General features: G+C 59.4%; 13 protein-coding genes. 4 read left to right on the top strand and 9 right to left on the bottom strand.

The genetic code is table 11. The features are described 5' to 3' along the window. Entirely contained in the window at window positions 1–717 is a 717-nt protein-coding gene (locus tag IM295_RS08470; protein WP_025912880.1) for a GntR family transcriptional regulator, read from the top strand. A gap of 41 nt (window positions 718–758) precedes the next feature. On the opposite strand, the gene ldtB is transcribed toward IM295_RS08470, so the two are convergent. Then, window positions 759–1,679 carry a L,D-transpeptidase gene (ldtB, locus tag IM295_RS08465; RefSeq protein WP_008501186.1) on the bottom strand — a complete coding sequence of 307 codons (921 nt, stop codon included), beginning with the start codon at window positions 1,677–1,679 and terminating at the stop codon, window positions 759–761. A gap of 222 nt (window positions 1,680–1,901) precedes the next feature. Here ldtB and IM295_RS08460 point away from each other — a divergent pair, with 222 nt between their 5' ends. After that, the gene (locus tag IM295_RS08460) at window positions 1,902–3,497 is read left to right on the top strand and encodes an ABC-F family ATPase (RefSeq protein WP_041910703.1); all 1,596 of its coding nucleotides are present in this window, start codon (window positions 1,902–1,904) and stop codon (window positions 3,495–3,497) included. Window positions 3,498–3,684: 187 nt separating this feature from the next. Here the strand turns inward: IM295_RS08460 and IM295_RS08455 are convergent, their stop codons facing one another. Beyond that, window positions 3,685–6,048 carry a TIM-barrel domain-containing protein gene (locus tag IM295_RS08455; protein WP_192972086.1) on the bottom strand — a complete coding sequence of 788 codons (2,364 nt, stop codon included), beginning with the start codon at window positions 6,046–6,048 and terminating at the stop codon, window positions 3,685–3,687. Between the two features lie 17 nt (window positions 6,049–6,065). Continuing rightward, a complete protein-coding gene (locus IM295_RS08450; protein WP_028012467.1) occupies window positions 6,066–7,367 on the bottom strand; it encodes an MFS transporter in 1,302 nt (433 codons plus the stop codon). Between the two features lie 288 nt (window positions 7,368–7,655). Here IM295_RS08450 and IM295_RS08445 point away from each other — a divergent pair, with 288 nt between their 5' ends. Further along, window positions 7,656–8,729, top strand: a complete 1,074-nt coding sequence (locus IM295_RS08445) for a LacI family DNA-binding transcriptional regulator (protein WP_047368158.1) — start codon at window positions 7,656–7,658, stop codon at window positions 8,727–8,729. Here the strand turns inward: IM295_RS08445 and IM295_RS08440 are convergent. The 4 genes from IM295_RS08440 to IM295_RS08425 all read right to left on the bottom strand — a co-directional run bounded on the left by IM295_RS08440 (window position 8,726) and on the right by IM295_RS08425 (window position 14,450). Then, window positions 8,726–9,982 (bottom strand): DUF1479 domain-containing protein, encoded by a 1,257-nt coding sequence (locus tag IM295_RS08440; protein ID WP_193066539.1) that lies wholly within the window; start codon window positions 9,980–9,982, stop codon window positions 8,726–8,728. The two genes, IM295_RS08445 and IM295_RS08440, sit on opposite strands and share 4 nt — an antisense overlap. A 149-nt stretch (window positions 9,983–10,131) precedes the next feature. After that, window positions 10,132–10,947 carry a Cof-type HAD-IIB family hydrolase gene (locus IM295_RS08435; RefSeq protein ID WP_193066538.1) on the bottom strand — a complete coding sequence of 272 codons (816 nt, stop codon included), beginning with the start codon at window positions 10,945–10,947 and terminating at the stop codon, window positions 10,132–10,134. Window positions 10,948–11,113: 166 nt separating this feature from the next. Continuing rightward, the gene (locus IM295_RS08430; RefSeq protein ID WP_193066537.1) at window positions 11,114–13,546 is read right to left on the bottom strand and encodes a formate C-acetyltransferase/glycerol dehydratase family glycyl radical enzyme; all 2,433 of its coding nucleotides are present in this window, start codon (window positions 13,544–13,546) and stop codon (window positions 11,114–11,116) included. A 4-nt stretch (window positions 13,547–13,550) separates the two neighbouring features. Then, window positions 13,551–14,450 carry a glycyl-radical enzyme activating protein gene (locus IM295_RS08425; RefSeq protein ID WP_193066536.1) on the bottom strand — a complete coding sequence of 300 codons (900 nt, stop codon included), beginning with the start codon at window positions 14,448–14,450 and terminating at the stop codon, window positions 13,551–13,553. 127 nt (window positions 14,451–14,577) lie between these two features. Here IM295_RS08425 and fsa point away from each other — a divergent pair, with 127 nt between their 5' ends. Then, window positions 14,578–15,240: a fructose-6-phosphate aldolase gene (fsa, locus tag IM295_RS08420; protein WP_049138382.1), complete on the top strand. Its 663-nt coding sequence runs from the start codon at window positions 14,578–14,580 to the stop codon at window positions 15,238–15,240. A gap of 89 nt (window positions 15,241–15,329) precedes the next feature. On the opposite strand, the gene moeB is transcribed toward fsa, so the two are convergent. Both moeB and moeA read right to left on the bottom strand, forming a co-directional pair. Continuing rightward, window positions 15,330–16,082: a molybdopterin-synthase adenylyltransferase MoeB gene (gene moeB / locus IM295_RS08415; protein WP_193066535.1), complete on the bottom strand. Its 753-nt coding sequence runs from the start codon at window positions 16,080–16,082 to the stop codon at window positions 15,330–15,332. Window position 16,083: 1 nt separating this feature from the next. Beyond that, a complete protein-coding gene (gene moeA / locus IM295_RS08410; protein ID WP_193066534.1) occupies window positions 16,084–17,316 on the bottom strand; it encodes a molybdopterin molybdotransferase MoeA in 1,233 nt (410 codons plus the stop codon). Between the last annotated feature and the right edge of the window lie 84 nt (window positions 17,317–17,400).

The raw sequence follows: 17,400 nt of genomic DNA, 5'->3' as shown, positions 1-17,400 counted from the left end.
ATGGCGGCGAAGTACATCACCATAGCGCGGGAAATTAAGAAACGCATTATCAGCCAGCAGTACGCCGCCAACGAACCCCTGCCGGATCAGTTTGCACTGGCGGCGGAGTTCAGTACCAGCCGGATGACTATTCAGCAGGCGATGCGCCAGCTGATCGTCGAAGGGCTGGTCTACACCCGCCAGGGGCAGGGGACGTTCATCCGCAAAAACTTCCTCCAGCTCTCGCAGTGGGATCTCTCCGGCAGCGACTACTTTGGCGCGACCAAAACCTGGGCGCATCTGGGTACGGTCACGAGCCAGGTGGTGCATTTCGAACTGCGCTTCCCGAACGAAAAAGAGCAGGCGTCGCTGATGATTAACGCCGATGCGCCGATCTACGACTTCATTCGCCTGCGTTTACTGAACGGCGAACCGATGTCGCTGGATTCCACGGTGATGCCGATGAATCTGGTGCCGGGCCTGACGAAAAACCACCTTGAAGGGTCAGTGTTTCAGTACGTTCAGGAAACCCTGGGGCTGAAAATTATGGGGTCATACCGGGTCGTGCGGGCGCTAAAGCCCAGCGCGCTGGACAGAGAGCATCTGGTCTGTGAGGAAACCGATCCGGTGCTGGAGGTGGAGCAGGTCATTTATCTGGAAGATGGCACGCCGCTGGAGTATGCCCACTGCCACTATCGCTACGACCACGGCGGGATTGTGATAGTGAATAACGGATAAAAAAAAGCGGGCCTCGAGGCCCGCTTTTTTGATGCGCGTAATTAGTTCAGACGCACCGGCATACCGGAACGGTTCTGAATCGCCTGGTCGACGATGGTGGTTTCCACGTCTGGCTGAGAGGTCACTGACTGCACCGCGCTGTTCAGCGTAATCGGCACGATCTCGTTGTTGTTGATCTGGTCTTCGCTGGTGGAGAGCGGGTTGTGCACTTCGATGTAGCGGCTGCCGTCTGGCTCAGACGTCGCTTTCACCGGTTCGTTGATGAACTGCACGCGCGTACCGACCGGCACGTTTTCGAACAGGAACTTGATGTCGTCGTTACGCAGGCGCACGCAGCCGTGGCTCACGCGCAGGCCGATACCGAAGTTGGCGTTGGTGCCGTGGATGGCGTACAGACGACCAATGTACAGCGCGTACAGGCCCATCGGGTTATCCGGGCCGGCTGGCACAACGGCGGGCAGCGGCTCGCCCGCAGCGATGTATTCCGCGTGCATTTTTGCCGTCGGCGTCCAGGTTGGGCCTGCTTTCTTACGCTCTACTTTGGTGGTCCAGTTCAGCGGGGTGTCTTTACCCAACTGGCCGATACCGATTGGCAGCACGATAACGGTATTAGTGCCTTTCGGGTAGTAATACAGACGCATTTCGGCGCTGTTAATCACGATGCCTTCATGAACGGTATCCGGCAGGATCAGCTGCTGAGGAATATTCAGCACGGTACCTGCTTTTGGCAGATACGGGTCAACGCCCGGGTTCGCTTCCAGCATGTTGGACAGGCCCAGCTGGTACTGCGCGGCGAAATACTCCAGCGGCTGAGAGTTACCCTCAGGCACCGTCACCACCTGGTTTTGACCCACCAGACGGCTTCCGTCTGTCGGCAGGGGATACGTCACCGCAGACGCGGTCTTACAAAAACCTACTACGGCTAACGCCGCCGCAAAAAGCGTTGTTAATTTCATGTTCATGTTGTGCGAGGTATCTAAGCCATTCAGGCGATGAGTTGATAAGTCTGAATCTGTGATGGGAGCGCATTATATGTGCATTCCCGCTAACAGGGAATTCAGATGTGTACGAAATCACATTTTTTTCGATTTTGTTAAAGTTTAGTGGATTGCCGCAACACGGGATCTCAATTCGGAATTGTGGCATAATGCCGTGTTTATCACACTTTTCGCAGGAATCTCTCCGTGTTAGTTACCAGCAACGTCACTATGCAGTTTGGCAGTAAGCCGCTGTTCGAAAACATTTCCGTCAAATTTGGCGGCGGCAACCGTTACGGCCTGATTGGTGCCAACGGTAGCGGAAAATCCACCTTTATGAAGATCCTCGGCGGCGATTTAGAGCCGACGCTGGGCAACGTGTCGCTCGATCCGAACGAGCGTATCGGTAAGCTGCGTCAGGATCAGTTCGCCTTCGAAGAGTTCACCGTGCTCGACACCGTGATCATGGGGCACGCGGAGCTGTGGGAAGTGAAGCAGGAGCGCGATCGTATCTACGGTCTCGCCGAAATGAGCGAAGAAGACGGCTATAAAGTGGCCGATCTGGAAACCCAGTACGGCGAAATGGACGGCTACTCTGCGGAAGCCCGCGCGGGCGAACTGCTGCTGGGCGTCGGTATTCCGGTTGAACAGCATTACGGCCCGATGAGCGAAGTCGCGCCAGGCTGGAAGCTGCGCGTGCTGCTGGCACAGGCGCTGTTCTCTAACCCGGACATCCTGCTGCTCGACGAACCAACGAACAACCTGGACATCGATACCATCCGCTGGCTGGAGCAGACGCTGAACGACCGCGACAGCACGATGATCATCATCTCGCACGACCGTCACTTCCTGAACATGGTCTGTACGCACATGGCGGATCTGGACTACGGCGAGCTGCGCGTTTATCCGGGCAACTACGACGAGTACATGACGGCAGCCACCCAGGCGCGTGAACGTCTGCTTGCCGACAACGCCAAGAAGAAAGCGCAGATTGCGGACCTGCAATCCTTCGTGAGCCGCTTCAGCGCCAACGCCTCTAAATCCCGTCAGGCAACATCGCGTGCCCGTCAGATCGACAAAATCAAGCTGGAAGAGGTTAAAGCCTCCAGCCGTCAGAACCCGTTCATTCGCTTTGAGCAGGACAAGAAGCTGTTCCGTAACGCGCTGGAAGTGGAAGCCCTTACCAAAGGCTTTGATGAAGGCCCGCTGTTTAAAAACTTCAACCTGCTGCTGGAAGTGGGTGAGAAGATTGCCATTCTGGGCGCCAACGGCGTGGGTAAATCTACCCTGCTGAAAACCCTGGTGGGTGAACTGCAGCCGGACAACGGCACCGTGAAGTGGTCCGAGAACGCGCAGATTGGCTACTACGCGCAGGACCATGAGTACGAGTTCGAAAACGATTTGACCGTCTTCGACTGGATGAGCCAGTGGAAGCAGGAAGGTGACGACGAGCAGGCGGTGCGCAGCATTCTGGGGCGTCTGCTGTTCAGCCAGGACGACATCAAAAAGCCGGCCAAAGTGCTCTCCGGTGGTGAAAAAGGCCGCATGCTCTTCGGCAAGCTGATGATGGAAAAACCGAACATTCTGGTGATGGACGAACCGACCAACCACCTGGATATGGAATCTATCGAATCGCTGAACATGGCGCTGGAGATGTATCAGGGCACCCTGATCTTCGTCTCTCACGACCGTGAGTTCGTCAGCTCCCTGGCGACCCGCGTGATCGAAATTACGCCAGAGCGCGTGGTGGACTTCACCGGTAACTACGAAGATTACCTGCGCAGCAAAGGTATCGACGGCTAATTTCCCGTCGTCTTTCACGCTGCAGATGCGTTGGCTGCACCTGTTCACCCCGGTCACTTACTTATGTAAGCTCCCGGGGATTCACAGGTTTGCCGCCTTCCTGCAGCGCGAAATACTTAGGGAAAGGCGTCGTGCCTTTATCCCCTCTCCCCGTGGGAGAGGGTTAGGGTGAGAGCATCAGGCCGTACTACACCACCCACTCGCTCCCTTCAACCCCATTCACCCGCAGCGTACGTTTTTCCCCCGCCGGTAACGACACCTTCAGCGCCTTCCACGCCGGACGATAATCCCCGCGCGCGTTCACCTTCAGGTTGATGGTTGCGCCATCACACTCCATTTCCCATTCCACCCACAGCGCATTGCCCTTCTTATAGCCCCAGCTTTCACCGTCGTCTTCAAACAGCAGCCCCGTGGTTGTGCCGACGCCTTTAACTGGGAACAGCTTCAGCTCGCGGGTCGAATCTTTTTCAGCACTCACATGCGTGATGCGCTCGCTAAGCGGCAGACCGGCCCCGGCGCGCACCAGCAGCGGCAGTTTTTCCAGCGGCGCATCAAGGACGATGGATTGCCCGCCCGCATACCACGCGTGGGTGTAAAAATCGTACCAGCCCGTTTCGTTATCTGGCAGCCAGACGCGGCGCTCGCGCTGCCCGGCTTCGACGACGCTGGCGACCAGCAGGTCGCGGCCCAGCAGGAAGTCATCGCACTCTTCGAAGGTCTGCGCGTCGTGCTCGTGGTCGAGGAAGGTCGGGCGCAGCATCGGCTCGTCGTCGGCGTGCGCCTGCCAGAGCAGGGTGTAGAGATACGGCAGCAGGCGGTAGCGCAGCTCAATCGCGCCGCGAATGGCAGGCGTGACGCCCGGATACATCCACGGCTCGTTCACGGTGCGATCGTCATTCCAGGAATGGATGGTAAAGCGCGGGTGCATTACGCCGTTCTGCACCCAGCGCACGAACAGCTCGGCGTCCGGCTTGTCGCCGGAGAAACCGCCCACGTCGTGACCGACGTTGAATAATCCGGACAGGCTCATGCCCAGCCCCATGCGGATGTTATAGCGCAGCGTGTCCCAGTTAGTGCGGTTGTCGCCGCTCCAGGTCTGAACGTAGCGCTGCATCCCGGCGCAGCCGGAGCGGGAGATGAGATACGGACGCTTCTCCGGCGCAAAGCGCTGCTGCGCTTCCAGCGAGGCGCGCATCATCAGCAGTGGCATCACCGGGCGAATGTGCTTGATGGCGATCTCCTTGCCGAAGCCAAAGCAGCGGGCTTCCCCGTCCCACACTTCATACTCGTTGTTGTCGTTCCAGGTGGAGTCGATACCCATCTCCAGCAGCTGTGTGGTCACGCCGTTCTGCCACCACTGCACCGTCTGCGGGTTGGTAAAGTCGAGGTGCGAGCCTTCGTCATCCCAGAAGCTGGAGCGTTCAGGCGCGTCGGTTTCTGAATCACGGATGAACAGGCCGCTCTCCGCCACTTCACCGTAGCGCGGATGATCCTGCAGCAGGCACGGCTTGATGTTGGCCGCAAGCTTCAGTCCCGCGTCGTGGAAGGCCTGGCTCATCGCCTTCGGCTGCGGCACTTTGTCGTAGTTCCAGTTGAAGACGTAGCGCTTGCCGTTGATGGAGGTATAGCCGGACGAGAGCTGGAACGAATCGCACGGAATGGCGTGCTCTTCGCACAGGCGGATGAAGTTCATCAGCTGATTCTGCGCGTCCGGTGCGTCGGTGTAGTGCATGGTCGAGCCGCTGTAGCCCAGGCTCCACTTCGGCCCAAACAGCGTTTTCCCGGTCAGGCGCACGAAGGCTTTGGTGACGTCCAGTGCGCGCTTGCCGGTAAAGATGTAATAATCAATATCGCCCGCTTCCGCCTGCCAGCGGCGATAGGCGGTGTGATAGTTGTCGATCTCGTTGCCCAGATCCAGCCAGCAGCTGCTCAGGTTGTCGTAGAACAGGCCGTAGCTCACGTCATCGCGGCGGGTGAGGGTAAACGGAATGTGCTTATAAAGCGGATCGGTGCTGGCGGCGTTATAGCCCATGGCGTCCAGGTTGCGCATCTCGTAACGTTTGCCGTTGCGCTGCAGATCGCCCGCTTTCTCGCCCAGGCCGTAGAAACGCTCGTCCTTGCGGCGGCTGAGATAGTGCGCCACGCCGTCGCCGTGGGCGTTCAGCAGGTAGGCGCTGGTCGGGCGATCCTGGACCAGCGGCTGCCATTCGCCCGCATCATTACGGTAGTGCCACTCCAGCCACAGGGGCTGGTGGACGGTCACGCGCAGCTGCTCGGTTGCCACCGTCACTGCGTCATCCTGCTGCGTCAGGGTCCAGGCCGGGCAGGAGAAACCGCTCAAGTCGTCACGACGGCGGCCTTCCCACGGCACGTCTTGTTCCGGCGCGATGCTCCAGGTGCGGTCCAGCGCCAGCTCGCCTTTGCGTTTGATCAGCACGCGGAACAGGTTCTGTTCCAGCACGTACAGGCACAGGCGGTGCTGATTATCCACCAGCAGCTCCAGATGATTCGCAGACTGCTTATCAACGGTCCAGTTTTTCAGGGTTTTCATATGCAATACATCCACTATCAGGCGCGCTTGGCGCGACGTTCAGCAATAAATGCCACCAGGAAGAGAGCGCCAATCAGGTCAAAAAAGCCCATGGCAATAAAAAGCGGGTTGAAGCCGATTTTGTCGGCGGTCACCCCGATTAACAGGGAAAACAGGAAGCTGGCGATCCACGCCGCCGAGCCGCGCATGCCGTTGACGGTCGCCATCTGGCCCTTATCGAAGGACTCCACCACCAGCGCGCTCAGCATGCAGGAGATAATCTGGTGCCCGAAGCCGCCGATGGAGATCAGCACGATGGTGATATACGGGTCGCGGGTCACGGCGACGATGGCCAGAGAAATCATCAGAAACGCGCCGGTGACGGAGCTTGCCACCACCGAGTTCACGCGGGAGCAGCCGAACCAGCGGGTGTACAGGCGCGTCAGGTAGCCGCTTGCCACGCTGCCGAGGTCGGCGGCGAGGAAGGGCAGCCAGGCAAACATCGCGATCTGCTTCAGGTCCATGCCGTGCTCTTTGGCGAGGTACAGGGGCACCCAGAAGCTCAGCACCGCCCAGGCGGGTTCTGCCATAAAGGCCGGGATGGCGATACCGTAGAAGCGTTTGTTTTTCGAGACGGTTTTCAGCGCGGTCAGGAAGGGCAGCTTGACCGGTGCGGGTTCGTTATCCTGCTTGATAAACGCCAGCTCGTCGCGGCTCAGGTTCGGGTGCTGTTCCGGGTTGTGGTAGAACGCCCACCAGAGGATCACCCACAGCAGCGCCAGCACGCCGGTAAACATAAACGCGCCCTGCCAGCCGAACGACGCGTGAGCAAAGTAGATGATAGGCGGGGCCAGCATCGCGCCGATGGAGAAGCCCACGCCCGCCCAGCCGGCGGCAACGGGACGCTCTGATTTCGGGAACCATTCGCCGATGGTTTTGGCGTTCGCTGGCGTGGCGGCAGCTTCGGAAGCGCCCATAAAGAAGCGCAGAATGGCCAGGTGCAGCCAGCTTCCGGCGCCCGCGTGGAAGATACACATCAGCGCCCAGATCCCGGCGCAGACCATAAAGCCAATCTTCAGGCCGATGACGTCAATCAGCCAGCCGCACAGGGGCTGGAAAATGGTGTAGGCGATCTGAAACGCGCCGACTATCCAGGAGTACTGCTCGGTGGTGATCCCGAGGCTCTCTTTCAGTTCCGGGGCGAGGATCCCCAGCGAGTTACGGGTGATGTAGTTAACGGTGACGCCAAGTAAAAACAGCACCAGCACGTACCAGCGCAAATTCTTAATGACGCGACGGGTTTTGCTTGTCGCAACGGTGTTATTGATGTCCTGACTCATTTTACTCTCCACAAGACGGACGGTAAGGGGACGGAGGTTCAGGTGTCACACAGATTGTTATGCCTTTGATTTCTATCCGCTTAGAATGCTTAAGTTGCTATACAACTAGTATGGAAGCTGTGTGACAAGTTCACCTTAGGGAAGAAAATGAGAGGGCAAAAGTGGATTTTGTGCAAAATTTCTCATAACTGACGTAAACCCTCTGGCATGATGGTCTTTATGTCAGTTATTGCCTGATGAACACGCTATGAAAATTTTTTCATTTCGCAAATGGAGCCAGATCACAAAATGGACAAAAGGCTAAAAATCACCGAAATCGCCGCCCGTACCCAGCTCTCCATCAGTACGGTTTCCCGTGTGCTGGCAGGCAAAGCGAATACCAGCGAAAAGGCGCGGGCTAAGGTGCTGGCGTGCGCGCGGGAGCTGGGGGTGATGGACGGCATGGCGGCGGGGCGTCTGCTGCTTAACAGCCTGGTGGTTTTTGCCCCTCAGCGTGCCTTCGACGAGCGGTCCGACATCTTTTACTACCGCGTGATCCAGAGCGTGAGCAAAGGGCTTGCCTCGCACGAGGTTCGGCTGCGCTACTGCGCGCTGGAGGAGAACGACAGCGACGCCCAGATTTTTCTGGCACGCATGAACGAGCCGGATACCCAGGCGGCCATTCTGCTCGGTATCGACGATCCGCATATCCACGATCTGGCGGTGGATGTGGGGAAACCCTGCATGCTGATTAACTGCCGGGACCGCCGCATGCGCCTGCCTGCCGTTGCCCCGGATCATCGCGCCATCGGCGAGCGGGCGGCGGAGTACCTGTTCGAGATGGGGCACCGCGAGGTGATGAACGTGCTGTGCCTGCGTCGCTACACCATGGAGCTGCGCCTGGCGGGGATCCGCGACGCGTGGCACGCTCATAATCTCAGGTTTAACGACAGGCGCGATCTGCTGGTGGTGCCAAGCTTCAGCGCCAGAGAGACGGAGCAACTGGTGAGCGAGTGGCTTAACCAACAGAAGGGAAAAGACCTGCCGACGGCGTTCCTGGTAGGCGGGGACTTTATGGCGGCAGGCACCATCAGCGCGCTGCAAAATCACGGTCTGCGCGTGCCGCAGGACGTCTCGGTGATGAGCATTGACGGCTTTAATCTGGCGGCGATTCAGGATGTGCCCTTAACGGCGGTGCATGTTCCCCGCGACGAGCTGGGAACGGAAGCGGTGCATATGCTCCAGCAGCGGCTGATGCGCCCGGACGCGCCGGTAGGAACATTGCTGCTGAACGGCACGCTGGCCGTGCGGGAATCGGTACGGCGGATACGTCAGGGGAAACGACGCACCGCCGTGGAGCGGGAAGGGCTGTACGACAGTTAAGCCATGCCCAGCGCACGCTTGCCGTGGATATTGAGATCGTTCACGGTAAAACGGTCCTGCCAGCTTTTTTCATAATCCTCGCGCGGGAAGTCTCCCGGCGACGCGCCGGTTTCCAGCGCTTCCTTGACCTTTTTCGCATAGGCGAGGTTCTTCTCGCACATTGGCGCGGCGGGGATGTACATCACGTTGCCCCAGCCCTGCTGATTTTCCACCGGCGCGACAGAGTGGATCACGTCGCAGTGCCACCACACGGAATCGCCGGCTTCCAGCGCCGGAATGCTGGTCAATGCTTCGACAAGCAGCGGGTGCCACTTCTCGGAAATCGGCAGCACGCGCCCCGGCGCCACGCCGCAGAGTTCGTCTTCCGGCACGTCGTCCAGCAGAGGACGCAGCAGAATGTAGGCCATTGCTTCCGGGATCGGCACCACGTGCAGCAGCCCCTGGCCGGGGATCATGTCCGACAGCGCCGTCCAGCCCTGGAAGGTGCGGAACACCGAGCACTTGGTGGTGTTATCCACGGTGTACTCTTCCACTTCGGTACGGTGTGCGGCGTTCCACGGATCGTATTTCTCAACGTTGCCGTCAAACACGCGGGCAAACACCTGCTGGTAGGCAGGCAGCAGCCAGCGCTCCAGCGCGCCGGAATCGGTGTGCGCGCCCAGCCCTTTTGAAGTGGTTCCCGGCGGACGGCGGCGAATGCGGTCCGGGTAAATCACGCTGACGTCAGGGTCGAACCACTGCTTGCCGTTGCTCTCGAATGTCCATAAACGGTTCAGGAACGACTGCACCTGCGCCATCGCTTCACTCTGGCGCGCCTGCATTTGCGCCTGGGACCAGTAGATCGGGTAAATCTCCGGACGGGAGGCGGTTAAGGTGCCGAAGAAGTTGTCGCCCGGCCCTTTGTACACCTCGTCAAACTTGTTCAGATCGAGGTAGTCGAGCATCGACCGATCCCACGCCAGCGCCTGCTCGCGGGGGAAGTGACCTTTAATCACCGCGCAGCCGCGGCGCTTAACGGCCTCGCGCTGAGCGTCGGTAATCGTGCCGTTTTTCACATCTGCAAACGGAATCACCGGCCAGACGGATTCGCCTTTATTTTTCAGGGCGTTGATCTCCGCCACGCGGGTGGCGATTTTATCGCTGAGCTTGTCGAACACCGCCTGCACGTCGCCGATCTGCACGCGTAACTCACGTTTTAACTGACGGATTGCCGCTTTGTGGTCCGCTGGCAAGGTTTCACTGGTAAAGGTCATAACTGCCTCGCATCTTTCATTCGAAAGTAAAAATATCTACAAGTGATACTTTAAGTTAAAAATAAGTTAATGCAAGTTTAAAAACTTGACGCAAGCCACAGGTCGGAAAAAGAGTGAGAGGCCGGAGCGGGGCTCCGGCGAGGAAAGGATCAGACGTCGAAAGGAGAGTGGTTGTCGAGCACTGCCTGAATGACGTTCAGCGCGCCCTGATGGTTGTTGTCGTCGGTGCTGTAGCGGCTAATGTCTTTAATGCTCTGCGCCGCGTTGCCCATCGCAAAAGCGTATTTCACCAGCTTCAGCATCTCGGCATCGTTGCCGCTGTCGCCAATGCCGACGCACTCCTGCGGGGAGATTTTCCAGCGTTTCAGCAGGCGGCTAATGCCGTTGGCCTTGTGCAGGCCGGGGATAATCAAATCGACAAAACCGAAACCGCTGGTGACCGGCTTCATGATGCCGTCCAGGGAGACGTGCAGTTTATCGACCAGGTTCGGGATATCGCTGTCCGGCAGGTTCAGGGAGAACTTAAACAGCACGTCGTCGATTTCGCGGTAATCGCTGATGCGTTTTAAGCGGTGATAGTGCTTTGACATCAGCGCCACGAAGGCGTCCGGGGCTTTGTCGCTGACGTAGGCGCTCTCCAGACCGCAGGCTACAAAGTTCAGCCCTTTGTCTTTCAGCAGTTCGCCAATAACGATCTGCGACTCATGGCGGGTCAGCTCGCCGTGGAAAACCTGCTCGCCGTGATCGAACACCAGCGCGCCGTTCTCCGCCACGAAGGAGATCTGCTCTTTCAGCTCGGGGAAGAAGGAGATGAGCTGGTAATACTGGTTGCCGCTGGCGACAACGAATTCAATATCGCGGGCTTTAAGCTGTTCAAACTGTGCCTGGAAGCGGTCACGATCGTACTGCTTGGCATCATCAAGGAAAGTTCCGTCCATATCGGTGACGATAACTTTAACGGTCATACTGTGCTCCTGGGTCACTGCGTTTTGAAACATTCTAATAACAAGGTGACGGGGAGCACAAATTTAATTTCGAATGAAAGTCAGAAAGCCGGGTGGCGGCTTCGCCTTACCCGGCCTACGGGGAGACTCTGTAGGCCCGGTAAGCGCAGCGCCACTGGGCGTTTTCTTACAGCGTATGCTCAGTACGGGCGATAATATCGTCCTGCGCATCCGGCGACAGGGCGGTGAAGAACGCCGAGTAACCCGCCACGCGCACTACCAGGTCGCGGTACTGGTCCGGGTGCTTCTTCGCTTCCAGCAGCGTTTCGCGGGAGACAATGTTGTACTGAATATGCCAGCCCTTGTGCACCTCGAAGAAGGTACGCAGCAGTACCATCAGCTTCTGGCGATCGCTGTCGTTTTCCAGCGTCGACGGGTTCAGCTTCTGGTTAAGCAGCACGCCGCCCAGGATCGCCTCGGTAGGCAGTTTACCCACGGAACCGATGACCGCCGTTGGACCAAGGTGGTCGGTACCGGAAGCCGGGCTAGCCCCTTCTGCCAGCGGGGTGTGGGCCTTACGTCCGTCCGGCGTGGCCATCGTTGCCGCGCCGAACGGCACGTTAGCGGAGATAGACGACGTGCCCGCGTAGTAGTTACCGCCAATCGGGCCGCGGCCGTAGCGCGGGTTGTGGTACTGCTTCAGCTCCTCAATGTAGGTCTGATAGGCTCGGGTCAGCAACATGTCCACGCTGTCGTCATCGTTGCCGTACTTCGGCGCGCCGTTGATCAGGCGCTGGCGCAGCTGCTCGTGGGTCAGCCCGTCGAAATCATCCGCCAGCGCCGCCGCCAGCTGCTGCTGACCGATAGCGCCCTGCTCAAAGACCAGCTTTTTCACCGCTGCCAGGCTGTTGCCGAGGTTGGCGATACCCACCTGCAGGCCGGAGACCCAGTCATACTTCGCGCCGCCCTGCTTGATGCTTTTCGCGCGCTCGATGCAGTCGTCCACCAGCGCCGAGCAGAGAATGTCGTGGACGTTCTCTTCCAGCATGGTATCCACCACGTACTCGATCTCGATGGATTTGCGGGTGTAGTAGCGGATCTGGCTGTCCCACGCTGCCATCACCTCGTCGAAGTTATCGAAGTTGCCGGCAGAGAGCGCTTTTTCCTGCGGCAGGAACACCTTGCCGCTGGTGGCGTCGCGGCCGCCTTCCAGCGCGGCGAGCATCACGCGGGCGAAGTTGATAAAGCTCATGCCGGTGCAGCGGTAGCCCCACTTGCCGCCCACCGCCGTTTCGATGCAGCCGATGGCCGCGTAGTCGTAGGCATCGTCGCGCTCCACGCCAAGCTTGATAAATTCCGGGATCACGATTTCATCGTTGTTAAATGCCGGCATCCCGAAGCCACAGCGGATCACCTGCACGCAGGCGTCGAGGAAGTCGTTGCTCATGCCCGCGTGATAGCGCACGCTCAGGTTCGGCTGGGTAGAGCGCAGGCGACCGCAGGATTCCAGAATCGCGTAGGAGAGCGGGTTCACCGCGTCCATCGGCTCGCCGTTAACCAGCTTCTGACCGCCGATGGTAACGTTCTGGTACAGCGGGCTGCCGGCAGAGGCTTTGGAGTGCGAGCCGGAGCGGATCTTGTTCACTTCCAGCAGCTTCAGCCAGCAGCTGTTCAGCAGCTCGATGGCGTGCTCGCGATCCAGGCTCTGGTCCAGCTCCACGTCGCGGCGGTAGTGCGGGTATAGATACTGGTCCATACGCGCGAAGGAGACGGAGTGGCCGTTGGACTCAATCTGCAGGATCAGCTGAATGAAGTAGCACAGCTGCAGCGCCTGCCAGAAGGTTTTTGGCGGCTCGTGGGCAATCACGTCGCAGTTTTCCGCCATCGCCAGCAGCTCGTCGCGGCGGCTTTCGCGGGTTTCCGTAGACGCCATCTCACGCGCCAGGTCGGCGAAGCGTTTGATGTGCAGGCTGACGGCTTCCAGCACGATATCAATTGCCTTCAGGAACTGATCGCCGTGCAGGTCTTCCAGCACCGTCAGGTTGATGCGCGAGCGGCGCTCGTCCACTTTGGCGCGCAGGCCGTCGAGACCTTTCTCCAGCACCAGCGGGAAGTTTACCGCCAGGTGCGCGTCGCCGGAGGTCATGTTGCCTTCGGCTTTGATGATGCCGGTTTCCAGCAGGCCTTTCTGCTCGTCGGTGAACATGCCATAGCAGCGATCCTGCACCGTCTGGCCGCGCCACCACGGGCAGATTTCATGCAGCACACGCTTGTTTTCTTCACTCACCGCGAAGCCCGCACCCGGACGGTCCGCCAGATCGTCAATCTCTTTCTCAATCCAGGAGACGGTATATTCCGGGAAGATCGGCGCGGCGCGCACTTCGCTTGCCTGGTTGCCGATAATCAGCTCGTCGTGCTTGATCCAGATGGTGCGTTCCGCCAGGTGATGTGCCAGCGCCAGGGCGCGACGCACCGGGATCGGCTTGTCCATGTGCTGCTGGTACATTTCGGTGTAATGCTGCGCGCGCTCGGTACAGACCGGCGGCTTGACGATATGCACCAGCGCCATTTTATGCGCTTTAATACGTTCGCTGAGGGTGTTGAGATTCAGGGTGGTCATAGGTTTATCCTCGTAAGGTCGCGGTTAACCCTTTCTGGCAGGCGTACTGCTGCGCGAAATCCAGCAGGGCAGGGTTATCCAGCGGTTTGTCAGGGGCAGAGTAGGGTTGGCCGAGCAGGGTGTATTTGTTCATGCCCAGCGTGTGATACGGCAAAAAATGAATATCATCGACGCCGAGTTCGTCGGCGGCGAAGTTGGTAATGGCTGTGATGGAGGCTTCATCGGCGTTAAAGCCCTGGATCAGCGGCACGCGGATGGTGATCTTTTTCCCGGCAGCGGCGAGGCGCTTCAGGTTGTCCAGGATCCGTTTGGCCGAACCGTCGGTCCACTGTTTGAACACCGCTCCATCGACGTGCTTAAGGTCGGCAAGGAACAGATCGACGTACGGTAATGACGGCTCGATATAGTGCCACGGCACGTGAAGGCAGGTTTCGAGGGCGGTGTGGATACCCTGTTCGTGGCTGGCCTTGAACAGGGCGTGCGCCAGCTCCGGGTTCATAAACGGCTCGCCGCCGGAGAGGGTGATCCCGCCGCCGCTGCGGTCATAAAAGGGTTTGTCGCGCAGCACGGTGGTCATGATCTCGTCCACCTGCTTCTCTTCACCGCAGACGGTAAGCGCCTGCGTTGGACAGCAGTCAGTGAGGGCGTTAAGCGTCTCTTCACTCAGCTTTTCGCGGTGGATGACCAGGCCATTGAGCGCACGTTCGATACAGCCCGGTGCCGCCAGCTGACACAGGTCGCAGCCTTCCAGACACAGGCGCGCGTCAAACAGCACGTCCCGGCTGCGCGAGCGGCTTTCCGGGTTCTGGCACCAGCGACAGCCCAGCGAGCAGCCTTTCAGGAACACCACGGTTCGAATACCGGGGCCGTCGTGGGTGGAATAACGCTGAATATTGAAGATCATATTTTTGCCCTCAAGTTGCATATGAAGATTAAATGACTTTTGAATGAAAGTTATCTTGATGCAGGTCAACTCTTGAGCAGGTTTTATCGTGAAAGGGTAAGTGCAGGCTAATTTTGAGGGTGACATCATGGAACTTTATCTCGACACATCTGACGTTGCGGCAGTCAAAAAGCTGGCGCGTATCTTCCCGCTGGCGGGCGTGACCACCAACCCAAGCATTGTGGCGGCAGGAAAAACGCCGCTAGATGAGCTGCTGCCCGCACTGCACGACGCGCTGGGCGGCAAGGGGCGTCTCTTCGCGCAGGTGATGGCAACCACCGCCGAAGGGATGGTGGAAGACGCGCGCAAGCTGCGCGCTATCATTAACGACCTGGTGGTGAAGGTGCCGGTGAGCGCAGAAGGGCTGGCGGCGATTAAGATGCTGAAAGCGGAAGGGATCCCGACGCTGGGCACGGCGGTGTACGGCGCCGCGCAGGGGATGCTGTCCGCCCTGGCCGGAGCAGAGTATGTGGCCCCTTACGTTAACCGCGTGGACGCGCAGGGCGGGGACGGGATCCAGACCGTGATTGAACTGCAGCAGCTGTTGGCGCTGCACGCGCCGCAGTCAAAGGTGCTGGCCGCGAGCTTTAAAACCCCGCGTCAGGCGCTGGACTGCCTGCTGGCAGGGTGCGAGTCCATCACGCTGCCGCTGGACGTCGCGCAGCAGTTTATTACTTCCCCTGCGGTGGATGCGGCGATCGTGAAGTTTGAGCAGGACTGGCAGGGGGCGTTTGGACGGACGTCTATCTGACGGGTGCGGCCTGATGCCCTCACCCCGACCCTCTCCCTGTGGGAGAGGGAGCAAACACTAAAACGGCAACCTGAAGGTTGCCGTTTGCTTTAACCTCCGCAAACCTCACACCCCGGATTGCGCATCAGCTTCATCTCGCGGAACTGGCAGGTCATCGCGTCATACATCACGATTTTCCCCGCGGCAGGCGTGCCGTAGTGCGCCAGCACTTTGATCGCTTCCATCGCCTGCAGGGAGCCAATCACGCCGACCAACGGCGCCATCACGCCCGCCTCGACGCAGGTCAGCGCATTCTCGCCAAACAGACGGCTCAGGCAGCGGTAGCAGGGTTCACCCTCCGCGTACGTGAAGACGCTGATTTGCCCCTCCATGCGGATTGCCGCGCCGGAGACCAGCGGGGTTTTGTGGGCAAAACAGCCCGCGTTCAGCTGGTTACGGACCGCGACGTTATCGGTGCAGTCGAGCACCAGATCGTGCTGCGCAATCTGCGCGAACAGCGTATCGTCATCCAGCATCGCGTCAATCAGGGTGAACTGAACGTTGGGGTTGATGCGCGCCAGCGCCGTGCGGGCAGAGTCCACTTTCGGCTGGCCAACCGTCGCGTCGCTGTGCAGCGTCTGGCGCTGCAGGTTGGACACCGACACGGTATCGAAATCCAGGAGCGTCATCCTGCCCACGCCCGCCGCAGCCAGGTATTGCGCCGCCGCGCAGCCAAGCCCACCAAGGCCCACAACCAGCACATTGGCCGCCTTAAGCGCTTCCTGGCCCTCAAAGTCAAACCCGCGCAGCACAATCTGGCGGTTGTAGCGCATCATCTCCTGGTCGCTCAGCTCCACCGTCATGTCAGCCTCCGAACAGGTGGTTAAAGCGCTCAACTTCAACCCATTCGCCGGCTTCCACGTTGCCGCGCTCGCGCTCCAGCACGATAAAGCAGTTGCCCTGGCTGAAGGAGCTGAAAATGTGCGAGCCCTGGTGCCCGGTAGTGCTCACTTCCATTTCGCCGTCGGCGTTGCGCGCCAGAATGCCGCGCTGGAAATCGAGACGACCCGGTGATTTTTTCAGGCGCGTAGCGGCACGCACGCGCAGGCGTTCCGGTAGCGGGCTGGCCTTGTTGCCGGAAAGCTTCGCCAGCAGCGGGATCGCCAGCTGGTAGAAGGTGAGTGCCGCAGAGACCGGGTTACCCGGCAGGCCGCAGAACCAGCTGTGCGGAAGCTTGCCAAACGCGAACGGTTTGCCCGGCTTGATCGCCAGCTTCCAGAAGGCGATTTCGCCCAGCTCTTCAAGAAGGGTTTTGGTGTAATCCGCTTCGCCCACGGAGACGCCGCCGGAGCTGATGACCACGTCGGCGGATTCGTCCGCCTCGATAAACGCCGCGCGCAGTTTTTCCGGGTCGTCTGGAATAATGCCGAGGTTAATCACCTCGCAGCCCAGCTGCTCCAGCATCAGGTGTACCGCCAGGCGGTTGGTGTCATAAATCTGGCCGTCCTGCAGCGGCTGGCCCGGAAGCTGCAGCTCGTCGCCGGTGGAGAAAACCGCTACGCGCACCTTGCGGATAACGTCAACTTCCGCGATACCGAGCGAGGCCAGCACCGGCAGTTCACCTACCGTCAATTTCTGCCCGGCGGCAAAAACGGTCGCGCCGAGGGTGATGTCTTCGCCCGTGCGGCGGATGTTCTGGCCCGCTTTAACGTTCGCGGTAAAACGCACGCCGTCGTCGGTCTGCTCGGTCTCTTCCTGCATCACCACGGCATCGCAGCCCTGCGGAACCGGCGCGCCGGTCATGATGCGCACGCAGGTGCCCGCAGGCCATTCGCCGCTAAACGGCTGACCCGCAAAGGCTTTACCCGCCACCGGCAGGGCGTTACCCGTCTGGAGATCCGCCAGGCGCACCGCGTAACCGTCCATCGCGGAGTTATCGAACCCCGGCACGTTCATCGGCGAGACGATATCGCGCGCGGCAATACGACCAAAACAGCGCACAAGCGGCAGCGTCTCAACGTCATGCAGCGGAGAAATACGGTCAAGCATCTGCGAGAGTGCCGTCTCAAGCGGCATCAGTCCGGCGGTAAAATCCATGGTGGGCTCCTGCGGAGTAACAACGAAAGCGCCCATTATGGCAGAAAAGTGCGGCTAACTGTATGACCCGATGGGTGTACGCTT

Source organism: Enterobacter cloacae complex sp. P14RS (assembly GCF_014895895.1).
Lineage (GTDB): Bacteria > Pseudomonadota > Gammaproteobacteria > Enterobacterales > Enterobacteriaceae > Enterobacter > Enterobacter bugandensis.
Note: the sequence above shows the minus strand (reverse complement) of the source record. Positions and strands in the feature narration are given on the sequence as shown.

Excerpts from the sequence above, each read along its gene's own strand:
- IM295_RS08455 (WP_192972086.1), bottom strand. The coding sequence starts at position 6,048 with ATGAAAACCCTGAAAAACTGGACCGTTGATAAGCAGTCTGCGAATCAT.
- fsa (WP_049138382.1), top strand. The coding sequence starts at position 14,578 with ATGGAACTTTATCTCGACACATCTGACGTTGCGGCAGTCAAAAAGCTG.
- IM295_RS08435 (WP_193066538.1), bottom strand. The coding sequence starts at position 10,947 with ATGACCGTTAAAGTTATCGTCACCGATATGGACGGAACTTTCCTTGAT.
- moeA (WP_193066534.1), bottom strand. The coding sequence starts at position 17,316 with ATGGATTTTACCGCCGGACTGATGCCGCTTGAGACGGCACTCTCGCAG.
- IM295_RS08440 (WP_193066539.1), bottom strand. The coding sequence starts at position 9,982 with ATGACCTTTACCAGTGAAACCTTGCCAGCGGACCACAAAGCGGCAATC.
- IM295_RS08425 (WP_193066536.1), bottom strand. The coding sequence starts at position 14,450 with ATGATCTTCAATATTCAGCGTTATTCCACCCACGACGGCCCCGGTATT.
- IM295_RS08430 (WP_193066537.1), bottom strand. The coding sequence starts at position 13,546 with ATGACCACCCTGAATCTCAACACCCTCAGCGAACGTATTAAAGCGCAT.
- IM295_RS08450 (WP_028012467.1), bottom strand. The coding sequence starts at position 7,367 with ATGAGTCAGGACATCAATAACACCGTTGCGACAAGCAAAACCCGTCGC.
- IM295_RS08445 (WP_047368158.1), top strand. The coding sequence starts at position 7,656 with ATGGACAAAAGGCTAAAAATCACCGAAATCGCCGCCCGTACCCAGCTC.
- IM295_RS08470 (WP_025912880.1), top strand. The coding sequence starts at position 1 with ATGGCGGCGAAGTACATCACCATAGCGCGGGAAATTAAGAAACGCATT.
- moeB (WP_193066535.1), bottom strand. The coding sequence starts at position 16,082 with ATGACGGTGGAGCTGAGCGACCAGGAGATGATGCGCTACAACCGCCAG.
- ldtB (WP_008501186.1), bottom strand. The coding sequence starts at position 1,679 with ATGAACATGAAATTAACAACGCTTTTTGCGGCGGCGTTAGCCGTAGTA.